Origin of the sequence: Rhodococcus sp. IEGM 1351 (genome assembly GCF_030056875.1) — a bacterium.
In the GTDB taxonomy this organism is placed as follows: domain Bacteria; phylum Actinomycetota; class Actinomycetes; order Mycobacteriales; family Mycobacteriaceae; genus Rhodococcus_F; species Rhodococcus_F opacus.
The window spans coordinates 265,613-281,534 of sequence record NZ_JASHKU010000008.1 but is presented as its reverse complement, the minus strand read 5'-3'; the positions used below and the strand labels follow the sequence as shown (position 1 = coordinate 281,534).

16 protein-coding genes and 1 pseudogene are annotated in these 15,922 nt (G+C 67.9%); 5 read left to right on the top strand and 12 right to left on the bottom strand.

What is annotated here, in order from left to right; translation table 11 throughout:
• Positions 1–34: 34 nt before the first annotated feature.
• Positions 35–1,144 (bottom strand): dual-specificity RNA methyltransferase RlmN, encoded by a 1,110-nt coding sequence (gene rlmN, locus QM806_RS16815; RefSeq protein WP_005240549.1) that lies wholly within the window; start codon positions 1,142–1,144, stop codon positions 35–37.
• A gap of 114 nt (positions 1,145–1,258) precedes the next feature.
• On the opposite strand from rlmN, the gene QM806_RS16810 reads away from it, so the two are divergent.
• Positions 1,259–1,672: a LapA family protein gene (locus QM806_RS16810; protein ID WP_005573712.1), complete on the top strand. Its 414-nt coding sequence runs from the start codon at positions 1,259–1,261 to the stop codon at positions 1,670–1,672.
• Positions 1,673–1,755: 83 nt separating this feature from the next.
• Entirely contained in the window at positions 1,756–2,607 is an 852-nt protein-coding gene (locus QM806_RS16805) for an HpcH/HpaI aldolase/citrate lyase family protein (protein ID WP_005259336.1), read from the top strand.
• A gap of 9 nt (positions 2,608–2,616) precedes the next feature.
• Here QM806_RS16805 and QM806_RS16800 read toward each other — a convergent pair whose 3' ends face one another.
• The 6 genes from QM806_RS16800 to rpsB form a co-directional block, all read right to left on the bottom strand.
• The gene (locus QM806_RS16800; RefSeq protein WP_120659259.1) at positions 2,617–3,318 is read right to left on the bottom strand and encodes a class I SAM-dependent methyltransferase; all 702 of its coding nucleotides are present in this window, start codon (positions 3,316–3,318) and stop codon (positions 2,617–2,619) included.
• A 10-nt stretch (positions 3,319–3,328) separates the two neighbouring features.
• Complete coding sequence (locus QM806_RS16795; protein WP_082359794.1) at positions 3,329–4,255, bottom strand: phosphatidate cytidylyltransferase; 927 nt, start codon at positions 4,253–4,255, stop codon at positions 3,329–3,331.
• A gap of 28 nt (positions 4,256–4,283) precedes the next feature.
• Complete coding sequence (gene frr, locus QM806_RS16790; protein WP_005240537.1) at positions 4,284–4,841, bottom strand: ribosome recycling factor; 558 nt, start codon at positions 4,839–4,841, stop codon at positions 4,284–4,286.
• Between the two features lie 81 nt (positions 4,842–4,922).
• Entirely contained in the window at positions 4,923–5,651 is a 729-nt protein-coding gene (gene pyrH / locus QM806_RS16785; protein ID WP_005240535.1) for a UMP kinase, read from the bottom strand.
• Between the two features lie 174 nt (positions 5,652–5,825).
• Entirely contained in the window at positions 5,826–6,653 is an 828-nt protein-coding gene (gene tsf, locus QM806_RS16780; RefSeq protein WP_133986548.1) for a translation elongation factor Ts, read from the bottom strand.
• Between the two features lie 112 nt (positions 6,654–6,765).
• Complete coding sequence (gene rpsB, locus QM806_RS16775) at positions 6,766–7,650, bottom strand: 30S ribosomal protein S2 (protein WP_005259344.1); 885 nt, start codon at positions 7,648–7,650, stop codon at positions 6,766–6,768.
• Positions 7,651–7,893: 243 nt separating this feature from the next.
• Between rpsB and QM806_RS16770 the strand changes: the two genes are divergently transcribed.
• Positions 7,894–8,496 carry a M23 family metallopeptidase gene (locus QM806_RS16770; RefSeq protein WP_438363250.1) on the top strand — a complete coding sequence of 201 codons (603 nt, stop codon included), beginning with the start codon at positions 7,894–7,896 and terminating at the stop codon, positions 8,494–8,496.
• Here the strand turns inward: QM806_RS16770 and QM806_RS16765 are convergent.
• The 3 genes and pseudogenes from QM806_RS16765 to QM806_RS16755 form a co-directional block, all read right to left on the bottom strand.
• Complete coding sequence (locus QM806_RS16765; protein ID WP_169695112.1) at positions 8,493–9,518, bottom strand: MinD/ParA family ATP-binding protein; 1,026 nt, start codon at positions 9,516–9,518, stop codon at positions 8,493–8,495. The two genes, QM806_RS16770 and QM806_RS16765, sit on opposite strands and share 4 nt — an antisense overlap.
• A 125-nt stretch (positions 9,519–9,643) precedes the next feature.
• Positions 9,644–10,298, bottom strand: a pseudogene (locus QM806_RS16760) (tyrosine-type recombinase/integrase); the annotation flags it as partial.
• Positions 10,299–10,820: 522 nt separating this feature from the next.
• Positions 10,821–11,390, bottom strand: coding sequence for a transposase (locus QM806_RS16755; RefSeq protein ID WP_283292062.1), 570 nt, complete (start codon positions 11,388–11,390; stop codon positions 10,821–10,823).
• A gap of 277 nt (positions 11,391–11,667) precedes the next feature.
• Here QM806_RS16755 and QM806_RS16750 point away from each other — a divergent pair, with 277 nt between their 5' ends.
• Positions 11,668–13,542, top strand: a complete 1,875-nt coding sequence (locus QM806_RS16750) for a zinc ribbon domain-containing protein (protein ID WP_283292060.1) — start codon at positions 11,668–11,670, stop codon at positions 13,540–13,542.
• Here QM806_RS16750 and QM806_RS16745 read toward each other — a convergent pair.
• A complete protein-coding gene (locus QM806_RS16745; RefSeq protein ID WP_240960282.1) occupies positions 13,497–13,799 on the bottom strand; it encodes a site-specific integrase in 303 nt (100 codons plus the stop codon). The genes QM806_RS16750 and QM806_RS16745 overlap by 46 nt on opposite strands.
• Positions 13,800–13,884: 85 nt before the next feature.
• Here QM806_RS16745 and QM806_RS16740 point away from each other — a divergent pair, with 85 nt between their 5' ends.
• A complete protein-coding gene (locus QM806_RS16740; protein ID WP_133986546.1) occupies positions 13,885–15,054 on the top strand; it encodes a multidrug effflux MFS transporter in 1,170 nt (389 codons plus the stop codon).
• 18 nt (positions 15,055–15,072) lie between these two features.
• Here the strand turns inward: QM806_RS16740 and QM806_RS16735 are convergent, their stop codons facing one another.
• Positions 15,073–15,852 (bottom strand): siderophore-interacting protein, encoded by a 780-nt coding sequence (locus QM806_RS16735; protein WP_133986545.1) that lies wholly within the window; start codon positions 15,850–15,852, stop codon positions 15,073–15,075.
• Positions 15,853–15,922 lie beyond the last annotated feature (70 nt).

Genomic DNA, 15,922 nt, shown 5'->3' with positions numbered 1-15,922 from the left:
AGGGGTTCGTCGTTTCTGCCTGTTCGGCAGACGCTCAGTTCTCGGCGGCGAGCTGCCCGCAGGCGGCCGCGATCTCCTGGCCGCGGGTGTCCCGCACGGTGCAGGACACACCCTGCGCCAGCACGCGCCGGACGAATTCCTTCTCCACCGGCTTCGGGCTCGCGTCCCACTCACTGCCCGGTGTGGGGTTCAGCGGAATGAGATTCACGTGCACCAACGGTCCGAGCGCCTTGCGCAGCTTCTTGCCCAGCAGGTCGGCGCGCCACGGCTGATCGTTCACGTCCCGGATCAACGCGTACTCGATCGAGACGCGCCGGCCGGACTTGTCCGCGTAGTAGCGGGCGGCGTCGAGGACCTCCGCCACCGACCAGCGGTTGTTCACGGGCACGAGGGTGTCGCGCAGTTCGTCGTCCGGGGTGTGCAGAGACACGGCCAACGTCACGCTGAGGTCCTCGTCGGCGAGCTTGCGGATCGCGGGCGCCAGACCCACCGTCGACACCGTCACGGAGCGTTGCGACAACCCGAGACCGTCGGGGGCGGGTGACGTGATGCGACGGACGGCGGCGACCACTCGCTTGTAGTTGGCGAGCGGCTCCCCCATCCCCATGAAGACGACGTTCGACAACCGGCCCGGACCGCCGTGGACGTCACCGTCGCGGAGTGCGGCCGCGGCCGCACGCACCTGGTCGACGATCTCGGCGGTCGACAGGTTGCGTTGCAGCCCGCCCTGACCGGTCGCGCAGAACGGGCACGCCATTCCGCATCCCGCCTGACTGGAGATGCACAGCGTCGCGCGGTCGGGGTAGCGCATGAGGACGCTTTCGAGCAGCGTCCCGTCGTTCGCCTTCCAGAGCGTCTTGCGGGTGTCTCCGCCGTCGCAGGCCAGGTGCTTGACGGGGGTGAGCAGCGTCGGGAACAGGGCCGCGCCCACCTGCTCACGCACGGCGGCGGGGAGATCGGTCATCTTCTCCGGATCCGCCTCGAGCCGCGCGTAGTACTGCCGGGCCAGCTGGTCGGCCCGGAACCCGGGCAGACCCAGCTCCTTGACGGCCTCCCGCCGCTCGGCGGAGTCGAGGTCCGCGAGATGCTTGGGCGGCATCCCACGCCGGGGCGCGGTGAAAACGAGGGGAAGCGAGACAGCCATAGTTTCTCCATTGTCCCATTGATTCGGGGGTCGTTGTCGTGCGGATGCCTGATCGACGTCGTTTCGCCGCCCGATGCGCATGCGGAACCCGCCGAGGTGGGTGAAGATCAACTTATGTCGACAACACCGGACGACCCCTCGAACTTCCCTCCGGACGTTCCGGCACACCATGGTCCGAGCACCGGTCCGGTGCCCACCGACCCGCCGCACTCCGACACGACACCGGCCGGCGCCGAGCATCCCGACGTCGCACGCCGCAAGGGCATCAAGCACACCCGGGTGGGCGCCACGTGGACCGGTCTGGTGATCGGAATCGTCGTTCTGGTACTGCTTCTCGTGTTCATCCTGCAGAACCTCGACAGCGTGACCCTCGAAATGTTCGCCTGGGAATTCACCCTCCCGCTGGGCGTCACACTGTTGTTCGCGGCGATCGCAGGCGCGGTGATCATGGCCCTCGCGGGCGGGGTCCGCATCATCCAGATCCGTCGGGCAGCGAACCGGCAGCGGCGCCTGAACAGTAATTTCTAACTGAACATTAGTTACGCAAGTGGATTGCGCAGACACTGAGCGAGCAGAATTACTGTCGTGGATATCACCGGAACGGCACGACTGTGAAGGCCGACATGGAGACGACTGTGGCACCGCGTATCGCGGCTGAACAAGCACGATCCTGGCTGCTGGTTCCCGCCGGCAAACCCGAGGGTTTCGAGGCGGCCCATGCCAGCGCCGCCGACGCCGTGATCCTCGACCTCGAGGACGCCGTCACCCCCGACCGCAAACCCCGGGCGCGCGCCGACGTCGTCGCCTGGCTCGGCGAGAACCGCCGCGCGTGGGTGCGGATCAACGACGCCACCACCCCCTACTGGGCGGACGATCTGGCAGCCCTGAACGGTGTTCCCGGGCTCGAGGGCGTCATGCTCGCCAAGACCGAGAGTGGAATGCAGGTCGACGCCACCGCCGAGCGGCTCCCCGAGGGCACGAAGGTGCTCGCCCTCGTCGAATCCGCGATGGGACTCGAGGCGGCACCCGAGATCGCCCGGACGGAGGCCACGTTCCGGCTCGCGTTCGGCAGCGGCGACTTCCGTCGCGACACCGGGATGGACGATTCGCCGCTGGCGATGGCCTATCCCCGCTCCCGGCTGACGGTCGCCAGCCGGGCCGCCCGGATCGCACCGCCGATCGACGGCCCCACCCTCGGCACGGACGTCGACGCCCTGGTCCGCGCGTCGGCGCTGACCCTCTCGATGGGCATGACCGGGAAGCTGTGCATGACCATCGCGCAGACGGCCCCGGTCAACGACGCACTGAGCCCGTCCCCGGCCGAAGCCGAATGGGCGCGCGACGTGATCGCGGACCTCGGCGAGGACGGCTCCCGGGTGCGGGACGGCAGTGACCTACCCAAGCTGGCGAAGGCCAAGAAGATCAACGCACTCGCACAGCTCTTCCACATCGCACCGCGGTAACGACACCGGTCAGAGCATCTCCAGCCCGGCGGGCTTTCGGCGGACGTGCACGCGGTAGCGCACGTCGAGAGCCACGCCGGGTGTCTGCGCGAACGCCTTCGATGCCGTCTTCTTGGTGAACTCGATACCGAGGACTCCGCGCAGCGCTTCCCGGTCCGGGAATCGCCATCGCGTCTCCACGCGCATGAGGCCGAACCCCTGCGCCGCGAAGAAGGCCTCGACGGTCGCCGGGTTGTACTGCGGCAGGTCGGCCCGCATCCACTCGCCGTAGGGATGGGCCGTGGCATCGAGATCGACCACCACGAGCGCGCCGCCCGGACGCAGCACCCGCATCGCCTCGCAGATTCCGCGGCCACAGCCGGGACCGAAGAAATAGGCGGTCCGCGCATGCACGACGTCCACGCTCGCGTCGCCGAGGGGTATGCCCTCGGCCGAGCCGTCGATCACGCGGACGTTCGGCAGGTGCCCCACGCGGGTGCGGGCACGTTCCAGCAGCGGCGAGTGCGGTTCGATTCCGTAGACCCTGGCCGCTGACTCGGCGAAGACCGGGAGGTGGAAGCCGGAGCCGCAGCCCACGTCGGCGACGATGCCGCCCGTCCAGTCCACGGCCCCGCGCAGGTGCCGGAAGATCGCCCCGTCCACGTCCTGGGCGCGATTCTCGACCTCGTACCACTCCGGCCAGTGCCAGATGTTCGGGCTGGGAATGGTCACGGCAGGGCGGTCAGACGAGGACCGTGAGCACCAGCCACGTCACGAACGCCGACGGCAGCAGGGAATCGAGACGGTCCATGATGCCGCCGTGCCCGGGAAGCAGGGTGCCCATGTCCTTGATGCGAAGCTCTCGCTTGACCTGGGATTCGATGAGATCGCCGAGCGTGGCGGTGACCACCAGGACGACACCGAGGAGCACGCCGATCATCGAGTTCTCGTCGAGGATCAGGGTGACCGTGAGCAGGCTGCCGATGACACAGAACAGCAGCGAACCGAAGAACCCTTCCCACGACTTCTTGGGGCTGATCGCCGGCACCATCGGATGCTTGCCGAACAGCACACCCGCCGCGTAGCCGCCCACGTCGGAGCAGACCACGCCGATCATCAGGCACAGCACCCGCCCGGCGCCGTCGGCCTGCAACACCATCAGCACGGCGAACGACGCCAGCAGCGGGATCCAGGAGGCGACGAACACGGTGATCGCGGTGTCCCGGAGGAAATTCTGCGGTGTCGCCTTCAGCCCGTGGTCGAACAGCCGCCAGACCATGCAGACCAGCACGGTCCCCGCAAAGGCGCTGAGCACCCCGACCGGGCCGAACGGCCACCCGAGCCACAGAATCGCCTGACCGCCCGCGAGCAGTGGGATCCGGGGGGCGCTGATCCCGGTCTCCCGCAGGCGCTTGGTGACCTCCCAGGTGGCGACCGCCATCGCGACGGCCACCACGCCGATCCACACCAGCGGCACGTAGACGAGGATCAGGATCAGCGCGACGCCGAGACCGACGCCCACGCCGATCGCGGCGGGGAGGTTACGCCCGGCCTTCGACTTCGCGGCCGGGGCCGCCTCCGGCGCAGGCGCACCCTCGGAGACCGGTTCCGAGGGGTCGCCCTCGGAGATGGGTCCCCCTGGGGTCCCGTGTTCTGCTGGCACGGTCACTGTCCCCGATCCACTCCTCGTCTCGTGACTAAACTTCCAGTAACTCGGCTTCCTTGTGCTTCACCAGTTCGTCGACCTGCGCGACGTACCGGGCGGTCGTCTTGTCGAGTTCCTTCTCGGCCCGACCGACCTCGTCCTCGCCCGCCTCGCCGTCCTTCTGGATCCGGGACAGCTCGTCCATCGCCTTGCGGCGCACGTTCCGCACGGACACCTTCGCGTCCTCGCCCTTGGACTTGGCCTGCTTGACCAGTTCGCGGCGGCGTTCCTCGGTGAGCTGGGGGACGGAGATGCGGATCAGGTTTCCGTCGTTGGACGGGTTCACGCCCAGGTCGGAGTTCCGGATCGCCGTCTCGATGGCGCCGAGCTGCGAGGCCTCGTACGGCTTGACGACGACCAGTCGCGCTTCCGGCACGTTGATGCTGGCGAGCTGCGTGATCGGGGTGAACGCGCCGTAGTAGTCGATTCCGATGCGATTGAACATGCCAGGATTCGCGCGGCCCGTGCGGATCGATCCGAGATCGTCCTTGGCCACCGTGACAGCCTTCTCCATCTTCTCCTCGGCTTCGAAGAGAGCTTCATCAATCACGGCTGTTCCTCCATGTCGTTCTGCATCGATTCGTCACTGCCTCTGTTTCGAGAAAACCCTGTGTCGAGCGTGTCACTCGCGTCATGACTTGACGAGCGTTCCGATCTTCTCACCGGATACTGCCCGAGCGATATTCCCCTCGGTCAGCAGATTGAACACCATGATCGGCATCTCGTTGTCCATACAGAGGCTGAAGGCCGTCGCGTCGGCCACCTTGAGTCCCTGTTCGATGACCTCACGGTGCGTGATCTGCGTGTACATCGTCGCGGTCGGGTCGAGGTTCGGGTCCGCGGTGAACACGCCGTCGACGGCCTTGGCCATCAGGACGACCTCGGCGCCGATCTCGAGTGCGCGCTGCGCCGCGGTCGTGTCGGTCGAGAAGTAGGGCATGCCCATGCCGGCGCCGAAGATCACGACGCGGCCCTTCTCGAGGTGACGCTGAGCGCGCAGCGGAATGTAGGGCTCCGCCACCTGTCCCATGGTGATCGCCGTCTGCACGCGGCTGTCGATGCCCTCTTTCTCCAGGAAGTCCTGCAGAGCAAGGCAATTCATCACGGTGCCGAGCATGCCCATGTAGTCGGAACGCGCGCGGTCCAAACCTCGCTGCTGCAGTTCCGCACCACGGAAGAAGTTGCCGCCGCCGATGACCACCGCCACCTGCACCCCGGACCGCACGACCTCGGCGATCTGTTCCGCGACCTTGGTCACCACGTCGGGGTCGAGGCCGACCTTGCCACCACCGAACATTTCTCCGCCGAGTTTGAGAAGGACTCGATGGAATCCCGTACGTTCGTTGGCTGGTTCGGACATTGCTCTCCTCAGTTCCACAGCACTCGTCGATTTCGACAGCGGCCGAGCGCACCCACGCGCCAACTCGACCCATTCAGACGGCCATCTTCATCCTGCCTCATCAGGACGGTGGCGGTATACGTAGGCCCCGCCGGGCGAGCGCACTCGTCCGACGGGGCCATACGACTCACACGACTAGCTCGAAGCACCGACCTCGAAGCGAACGAAGCGCTTGATGGTGACGCCGGCCTCGTCGAGGATCGCCTTCACGGACTTCTTGGAGTCCTGCACCGAGGACTGCTCGGTCAGCACGACGTCCTTGAAGTAACCGTTGACGCGGCCTTCGATGATCTTCGGCAGAGCCTGCTCCGGCTTGCCCTCGGCGCGAGCGGTTTCCTCGGCGATGTGCCGCTCGTTGGCGACGATGTCCTCGGGGACCTCGTCACGCGTGACGTACTTGGCCTTGAGCGCCGCGACCTGCATGGCGGCACCGCGAGCGGCCTCCGCAGCAGCGTCGCCCTCACCGGTGTACTCGACGAGGACGCCGACGGCGGGCGGCAGGTCGGCGCTGCGCTTGTGCAGGTAGACCGCGACCGGTGCGTCGAACGAGGCGATCTTGCTCAGGACGAGCTTCTCGCCGATCTTCGCGGACTGCTCCTGGATGACGGTGTCGACCGTCTTGCCGTCGAGTTCGAGCGCCTTGAGCGCGTCGACGTCGGCGGGCTTCGCTGCCGCGGCGACCGTGACGATCGACTCGGCGAGCTTCAGGAAGTCCTCATTCTTCGCGACGAAGTCCGTCTCGCAGTCGAGCTCGAGCAGGACGCCGTCCTTGGAAACGACCAGGCCCTCGGCCGTGGTGCGCTCGGCACGCTTGCCCACGTCCTTGGCGCCCTTGATGCGCAGCTGCTCCACAGCCTTGTCGAAGTCACCCTCGGCCTCAGCGAGAGCGTTCTTGCAGGCCATCATTCCGGAGCCGGTGAGCTCGCGGAGCCGCTTGACGTCAGCGGCGGTGTAGTTCGCCATGGTGAGCGAGCCTCCTCATATGTCTGTCGGGACGTAAGTCAGGGTAGTACTCGGACCAGACCGTGAAACGGCCCTGACCAAAAGATCTCTGGTCAGGGCCGTGTGCATCGGATCAGGCCTCGGTGGAGGGTGCCTCTGCTGCGGGGGCCTCGGCAGCCGGAGCCGCCTGTGCCTCAGCTGCGGGAGCGGCCTCTGCGGCGGGCGCAGCCTCAGCGGCGGGCGCTGCCTGCGAGAGCAGTTCCTGCTCCCACTCGGCGAGGGGTTCGCCGGCGCCGGCCTCGGGCTTCGCGTCCTTGTCGGCGCTCAGTCCGGCACGGGCCTGCACGCCCTCGGCCACTGCGGAAGCAACAACCTTGGTCAGCAGGGCGGCGCTGCGGATGGCGTCGTCGTTGCCCGGGATCGGGTAGTCGACGAGGTCGGGGTCGCAGTTGGTGTCCAGGATCGCGATGACCGGGATGTTCAGCTTGCGGGCCTCGGCGACGGCCAGGTGCTCCTTGTTGGTGTCGACGACCCACACCGCGGAGGGGACCTTGGCCATGTCGCGGATACCACCGAGAGTGCGGTCCAGCTTGGTCATCTCACGCGTGAGCATGAGGATTTCCTTCTTGGTGCGACCCTCGAAGCCACCGGTCTGCTCCATGGCCTCGAGCTCCTTGAGGCGGAGAAGACGCTTGTGGACGGTGGTGAAGTTGGTGAGCATGCCGCCGAGCCAACGCTGGTTGACGTAGGGCATCCCGACGCGAGTGGCCTCGGCCGCGATGGACTCCTGGGCCTGCTTCTTGGTGCCGACGAAGAGGACGGTGCCGCCGTGGGCAACGGTCTCCTTGACGAACTCGTACGCCTTGTCGATGTACGTCAGCGTCTGCTGCAAGTCGATGATGTAGATGCCGTTGCGGTCGGTGAAGATGAAACGCTTCATCTTCGGGTTCCAACGACGGGTCTGGTGACCGAAGTGCGTGCCGCTGTCGAGCAGCTGCTTCATTGTTACGACAGCCATGGCTGTGTATCTCTCTTTCATTGCCGGTTGATGCAGAGCGTCTCGAGACGCTCCACCCTGGCGCCCGCAGACCATCGGACTCACACCGAGATGCGAGACCAGCCGATGGCCGATAACCTGCGCGGGCGCGCGAAGTCGGACTGTGGGAGCACAGACCGCTCGATCAGTGTACGGCCTCCACGCCGAACGCCCTAACCGCCCCTGCCACAACGCGGCCGCGCGTGCAAGGGTTTTGCGGGATCTGTGGACAAAGCGCATTCGATCCACATCCTCGTCCACTGCCCGTTCATCGACCCGGACGTGCGGGATCGTTCATCCATGACGAAGTTCGGGGCGATTCTGCGGGCGCTCACGGCGACGGCCACGGCGTCCACGCTGCTGACCGCCGCGGCGCTCGTCGCCCCGCCCGCCGATGCCGCGCCGAGCGGCGACTTCGACTGGCCGCCGCACCCACGACCGCGGGTGGTCCGGGCGTTCGACAACCCCGAGCACGACTGGCTTCCCGGCCATCGCGGCGTGGATCTGGGTGGCGTGCCCGACGAGGCCGTCCTGTCCGCAGATGCGGGTGTGGTGGTATTCGCCGGCACGGTGGCCGGCAAGCCCGTCGTCTCCGTCGACCACCCGGGTGGGCTCCGCACCACGTACGAACCGGTGACCGCCCGGGTCACCCCCGGACAGCGCGTGGGCCGCGGGACCGTCGTCGGCACGCTCGAACCCGGACACCCGGGCTGCATCGCACCCGTCGCCGCGTGCCTGCACTGGGGTCTTCGACGCGACCGCGAATACCTCGACCCGCTCGGACTCGTCCGCGTGACTCCGGTACGGCTCGAACCCGTCGGCGGCTAGCGCCACTCCGCGACGGCGTGCCTGCCTGCCGACTCCGGGAAGTCGTCCGCGACCATCGCCGCGAGTTCGACGAACGCCTTCCGCGTCGCGGGACGCAGCAGATCCAGATCCACCACCGAACCCTCGGCGAGGTGCTCGTCGAACGGCACCACCTTCACGGCCCGGCACCGGAGCAGGAAGTGATTGGTCAGTTCCGTCATGTCGATCGTGCTCGAGCCGGGCCGGGCGGCGCTGATCACGACGACCGTCCGCGAGACCAGGTGCCCGTAACCGTGGTGCTGCAACCAGTCCAGCGTGGCGGCGGCACTGCGGGCGCCGTCTATTGCCGGCAAACTCACCAGCACCAGGGAATTGGCGAGTTGCAGAACACCGTTCATCGCCGAATGCATGATGCCGGTGCCGCAGTCGGTGAGGATGATGTTGTAGTACACCTGCAGGATGTCGATCGCCCACCGGTAGTCGTCCTCACTGAACGCCTCGGAGATCGCCGGGTCCTGTTCGCTCGCGAGCACCTCGAGACGGCTCGGCGCCTGCGACGTGTGGGCCCGCACATCCGAGTACCGCCGGATCGTCGACTCCGCCCCGATGAGATCACCGACGGTCGAATGCGTCTGCAGCGGCACGCGCTGCGCGAGTGTCCCGAAGTCGGGGTTGGCGTCGACGGCGATCACGCAGTCGCCGCGCAGTGACGCGAACATCGATCCCAGCCCGATCGTGGTCGTCGTCTTGCCGGCACCGCCCTTCAAGGACAGGAATGCAATTCGATAGTCCCCCTGGATCGGCTGCCGGATGCGGTCGAGCAGTGCCGCTTCGCGCGCCTCACCTGCCGACTCCCCCGGATTCACCGATCCCCCGGTGAGCCGGTGCAGTCCGCGCCGCCACCCTCGGCTCGGCGCCCTGCGTGCCCGTTCGAGGAGAGCATCCGCCACCAGATCCTGACTGGTCACCTGATGCCGGCTCGGCTCCAGGGCGGGACCGTCCCAGGATTGCCGCCCCCACGGATCTGCCGCAGTGTCGCCCACCGGGGCGCCGCCACCATCGTTCAGCCAGGACGGCTGCGGTCGAGCCAAATCTTCGCGGTCAACTACTTACCCCGGGATAGTGCAGAAACAACTGCAGATTCGTGGCGCGACGCTACCAAACCGGGTCAGGCCCGGGGATGCGCCTGATCGTGCACCGCACGGAGCCTCGCCACGGACACGTGCGTGTACAGCTGGGTGGTCGCGAGGCTCGCGTGCCCGAGGAGTTCCTGCACGACGCGCAGGTCCGCGCCGCCTTCGAGGAGGTGCGTGGCCGCCGTGTGGCGCAGGCCGTGTGGGCTCAGGTTCGGTGCGCCGGGGACCGCGGACAGGACCTCGTGGACGACGCTGCGCGCCTGCCGCTGGTCCAGACGCTTCCCTCGTTTGCCAAGGAGAAGCGCCAGCCCGGAACTGTCCGTCGCGACCGCGCGCCTGCCGACGTGCAACCAGAGGTCCACGGCGTCGGCGGCCGGTTTTCCGTACGGCACCGAGCGCTTCCTTGTCTCCCTTGCCGATTACGCGAAGCAGCCGCCGTTCGCGATCGACCGAACCGAGGTCGAGGCCGCACAGCTCCCCCGCCCGTATTCCCGTTGCATAGAGCAGTTCCACGATGAGACGGTCGCGCAGGGCGATCGGATCGTTCCGCTGAGCGCCCGATTCGGCGGCGTCCGTCACATCGGCCGCCTGCGACTGCCGCAGCACCGGGGGCAGCGTCCGGTGGGCCTTCGCGGCCCCAGCCGGGCGCCGAGATCGGCGGCGATGCGCCGGGTCCGCAGCAGCCAGCCTTAAACTGTTGCCGATATATCCAACACTAATTATTCGGTTCTGACACTGTCTGCCGGTGTGAATTGGCGAGGCCGCGGAATACTTGGATGGCGGTGGTTGGGGTGTGCAGGGCGGCGTGGGAGGGCCGGTGGCCTTTTCGGCGCACCGGTTTCGGGTCACCGAATCTTTGACCGCGCGGACCTCGACTCCTATCCGGGCAGGCCCGGATGGGAGTGTGCGGGAGCGACGCCGGGGAGGGCGGAGGCAGTGTATTGCCCGGTGTCGGGCTCGACAGGACAAAGGGGCGTCGATGGCCGATCGGGATAAGGATGTTGCGGGAGAGCGCTACTGGTGAGGTGAATCGGGGGTGCACAAGGTGGTTCGCGGTTCGGGTCGCGAGGGGGCAGTGGGCGGGGCGCGGCCGGATGCTCGACGACGCGACCGAGGGTCGGTTCGCGGTGGTGCGGGTGGTGTGGGCGAGATCGTTTGGCCCGGTTCGCCGGTGGTGTGGAGGGGCGGTGCTTGAGTTCCTAACGGAGGTCAAGCCACATGGCGGCTCGCAGGCTTGGTCTTGGCGGGCTGGGCTGTTGGAGCGCATCGCGACTCCTGGGACTCCTGGCCCGCCGCCTGCTTGCGGCGCTCACGCATCCGCTGGTATCGGACGTTGTCGCGCTGCCGCGGGTCGATCTTGTAGCGCGCCTTGACGATCGCCCGGCCCTCGGCCTCGGTGATCGGCGTGCCGTCGACGTGCCGCAAGGCGTACGGCTGGCCGGTACGCATGCAGGCGGCGATCCGGGTGACCAGATCGGTGGCCAGATGACAGATCGCGGACTCGTGGTGCCGGTCGCCGACCATCAACCGCTGGTACTTCGCCGCGAACTGGGGATCGACCCTGCGGGCCTGGTCGGCAGCGGTGCACAGCATCTCACGCAACAGCGGATCCCCGGCCTTGGTGATCGAGGACTCGACCTTGCTGACGCAGGACTGGCTGACCTTGGGAACCCGGTGTGCGCGCGGATCGCGGCCAGGAACGTGAACCGTTGCCCCGCCCGGACAGCCACGTCGATCCCTAACGTCAATGCCATCGTCATTGCTCCTGTCGGTCCACATCCCTGTTCACCAGGTGACTGACCATCGCGGCCACGGCCCAGACATTCTCTAAGCAGGAGTCCACGCCTACCGGCCGGCTCCAAGTTCCCGAACAAGGACACCGCTCGACCAGACACCGAGCCCGCAGACGACCACTCAAAAGCCAGGGATCACCAGGTATCCCGGTCGGACGTTCGGCCCGCCTGCGGACTCTCCACAGAGGCTAAATGTCGGAGGTCGGCGTTACAGTACGAGGCCGTACGAGAGGGGGGTGCCACATGTGCTGGTGGGAGGGTTGATGGATGACGTCACGGCGGTGCCGGCATCGTTGTTCGGCCCGTTCTCTGGGCGCTGTGGTCGAAACAGAATCAACGACGGGGTCTCCACGACGCCGCGGCAGTTCGCGTTTACCACCCGCGCCCATGTGGCGGTCGACGACGCGACCGGCGAGCCGATCGGCCTCGACGACGTCGATATCCGGGTGGGGTGGCTGCTCGACCTGATCGCCGCAGCCGGCGGCGAGTTGATGTCGCGACTGTGGCAACCGGCGACGTTCGACGTGCTCGCCGCCGGTCGTGACCGCCAGGACCGCACGCTGCCCGCACAGGGGCATGTTGCCGCGGCCCGTCTCGGCTGGGCTCCCATCTATCCGGCCGGGGTCTATGTGCCGTCGCGGGTGACGCGGGTGGTGACCGCTCAGGCGATGGCGACCCTGCGAACCCTGGCCTACCGTGACGCCGCGATCGCGGCGCTGTCGACCCGATTCGATCCGGCCACCGGGGTTGTGGCGCCCCCGACTGGGTCGGGCGATCACGTGTCGGCGGGTTTCGCTCGGGGCGTACTGCGCCAGCTCGCCGCCCGCGCCCGCCGCGACGGCGGGGCACCGGCCGGCCGGGTGCGGATCACCGACCTGCAGGGACCACCGCAGACGAGCGCGATGGCCCGACTCTCCGCCGCCGACCGGCAGCTCGCGCAGATCACCGTCACTGGTGACGAGCTGGTGTTGACGGTGAAGCTGCCCACCAGCCCGGCCCCGGCGGGGCGGGCGCAGTGGCGCAGTGTCCGACTGACCGCCGCCATCCCCGCGCACCTGCACGACAGAGCTGTCACCGACTGGCATCTGCCGACCCTGATCCTCGACCGCCGGGGTCTGCTGTGGCGGTGTGCCGCGACCGAACTCGTCCCCGCGGACGACCCGGAATCGGCCGCGGTCGCGGTCGGGGTCGACTGGTCCCCTTCCACGCTCGGTGCCGCCGCCATCACCGCCGAGAACCCGGACGGGCTGGTGTCGGATTACCGAGGTTGGACCTACGACGACCGCGGCCTCGGGATCAAACTGGCGCGCCTCCAAGCCGAGGGGCAGCTGCTACACCGGAAGGCGGCCCGGTTGACACAGCTCGCCGCCACCGCCGAACCCGAGGTCCGCGCCCTGCTGGAGGAGAAGATCGCCGTCCTGAACGAGCATCGCGAGGCGGTGGGCATCAAGCGGGGGAAGATCAACCGGGAACTGGCGTTCCACTTCGGCCGTCAGGTCACCGACTACGCCGCCGCCGCCCAGGCGCAGCTGATTGCGGTGGAAGATCTCACCACCCTCGAGACCCGCGGACACGGACGCGTCAACAACAACCGGGCCGCGCAGTCCGCCCGCCGCCAAGCCGTCGCCGCCCTCGCCCACACCGCCGCGGAGGTCGGTATCACGGTGGTCTCAGTACCCGCCCGAGGCTCCTCCGCATGGTGTCCGGGCTGCGACCAAGCCCTCTGCCGTCCTGGTGGGTATCACACCGCGTGGTGCCCTGGCTGCCGGGTCGGCGGCAACCGCGACCACATCGCCGGGGTGAACCTGGCCAAACGCGTACTGCTCGGCAAACGCAACGTCACCCGCCCGCGTGGGCAGCTGCCCGCGATCCGGGTCGCCGAACACGCACCGGTGCGCAAGTGCCGCGACAAGAAGAGTCCCACCCCGAGCACACCACGGCACCGCCGGGTCCGCCGCAGCCTGCCCACCGTGACACCGCGGTTGGGGGTGACTCCGAAACAGCATGTTCCTGCACCACAAGCGTCGGTGTGGGACACGGTCAAACCCGCACCGCCGCACGGTGATGCGGGTAGCCGTGACACACGTCTATCTCAGGCGCCTGCCACACCAGCGGCAGACAGTATGAGATCTACGTAGACGCTGTGAAGTTGCGCACCGCCGGTCGTCCGGGCGATGCTGGCCGCAGACTGACCCGCGAGCCGCGACCGCAGCACCTGGATGTCGAGCTCGCCGAGGTGTGCCTCCGGTGACGTCGACAACCAGTGCCGCAGCAGCGACTGCGCGTCCGCGACGTACGCCTTCACGGTGTGCTGCGATCGGCCGCGTTCGAGCCCGAGATGACGCGCGTACTCCTCGAGTATCAGCGCCAACGGTGCCGGAAAGTCTCTGCTCATTGAGGCAACCGTCGACCCGGGCCGGAGATAAATCAAGCAGCCGCGCCGCTAGAGTTCTTTTGTGCAGCGAACGATCTCCATTCCCATGTTGTGTGTCCTGGCGTTACTGTCCGCGATCGCGCCGCTGGCTACCGACATGTATCTCCCCGGCCTCCCCCTGATGACGGAGAGCCTGAACACGTCGGCGCCGAGCGTGCAGCTGACGTTGACCACGTTCATGGCCGGGCTCGGCATCGGTCAGCTCGTCGTCGGACCGCTGTCGGACGGCCTCGGACGCCGGCGCCTGCTGATCGGCGCCACCGTCGTCACGACCCTCGCCGCGATGGCGTGCGCTCTCGCGCCGACCGTCGAAACGCTCATCGCTGCACGACTTTTCCAGGGGCTGAGCGGTGGCGCGGCGATCGTGGTCGCACGCGCCTGTATTGCCGACCGGGCCCGCGGAGACAACGCCGCCCGACTCTTCAGCATCATGATGATCATCGGCGGGGTCGCGCCGGTCGTCGCGCCGCTGATGGGCGGCGCCCTGCTCGGGCCGGTCGGCTGGCGAGGGATCTTCTGGGTTCTCACCGCCGCCGGTGTGGCGATGTTCGCGGGAGTGCTGATCCTGGTCCCGGAGACGCTTCCCATGGAGAACCGGCACGGCGGCGGGCTCACTGCACTGGTCCGGAATCTGCGCTACGTCGTCGGGAACCGTGTCTATCTGGGTTACGCGTTCACGTTCATGTTCGGGTTCGTCGCGCTCTTCTCGTACATCTCCGCGTCCCCGTTTGTCGTGCAGAACGTCCTCGGGCTCAGCCCGGGGCAGTTCTCCATGGTGTTCGCGGTGAACGCGGCGGGCATGGTGGGCGCCGCGATCGTAAACACGCGGCTCGTGGGCACATTCCATGCGCGGCAGCTGCTGGGTTTCGGGGTCACGCTGCTCCTGGCAGGGGGCGTCGCGCTGTTGCTCGCCGCGACGCTGATCGATTCGCCGCCCTGGTGGGCGATCCTCATTCCGCTGTTCGTCTCGGTGTCGAGCATCGGTTTCGTGATGGGCAATGCGACGGCGCTGGCTCAGGGCGAGGTGACCAAGGCGTCCGGCACCGGGTCCGCGCTCCTCGGTGCCGGCCAGTTCGGCCTCGCCGCGGTGGTCTCGCCGCTCGTCGGCATCGCCGGCCCCGACACCGCGGTTCCGATGGCCGTCGCGATCCCGTCGGCGGGCGCCGTGGCGATGCTGTCTCTGCTGGTGCTGACGCGGCGGACGCCCATCTCGTAGCGCGTCCGCCGCAGTGGGTCAGCGGAAGGCACCCTCGCTCGCGGCGAGCTCGGACTTCCACACCCGGAAGCCCTCCTCGGTGCGACCGCGACGCCAGTAACCGGAGATCGACGCGGCCGACGCGGGGACGCCCCGTTCCTTGCGTACGTAGGAGCGCAGGTTGTGCATGACGGCCTGCGCCTCACCGTGAATGAACACCTGCGCCGTTCCGGGCAGCCACGCGGTGTCGCGCACCGCCGCGACGAGGGGTGCGTTGTCCCCCGACGCGTCTTCGCCGATCCGGTCCGACGTGTCGCCGCGGTGGATCCACGTGACGTCGACGCCCGCGGGCGAGCCGAAGGCGATTTCGTCCTCGGGGCCGGCGACCTCGATGATCACCCGTCCGACCGCCGACGCGTCCAGCTTCTCGACGGACGCCGAGATAGCGGGGATTGCGGTCTCGTCGCCCGCGAGCAGGTACCAGTCGGCTGCCGGGTCCGGCGCGAACGCGCCTCCGGGGCCACGTAGCCGGAGCACGTCGCCGGCCGCCGCGGACGCCGCCCACGGTCCGGCGACACCGGCGTCGCCGTGCACCACGAAGTCGATGGCGATCTCTCGCTTCACCGGATCCACCGACCGGATCGTGTACGTGCGCAGGACGGGCTCTTCGGGACTCCCGAATTCGAGTTTCGCGTACGCATCGGTGAAGGCATTGGGAACGAAGCTGTCGAATCCCGGGTCGCCGAGGAATACCCGCACCATGTGCGGGGTCAGCCATTCGGCCCGGAGCACGGTCAGTGTCGCAGTCGGCTTTGCCACAGGCATCTCTCCAATGAACTCAAGTTGGTTAGTGTTACCTAACTACGGTACATGAGTGACTGCCGACGGC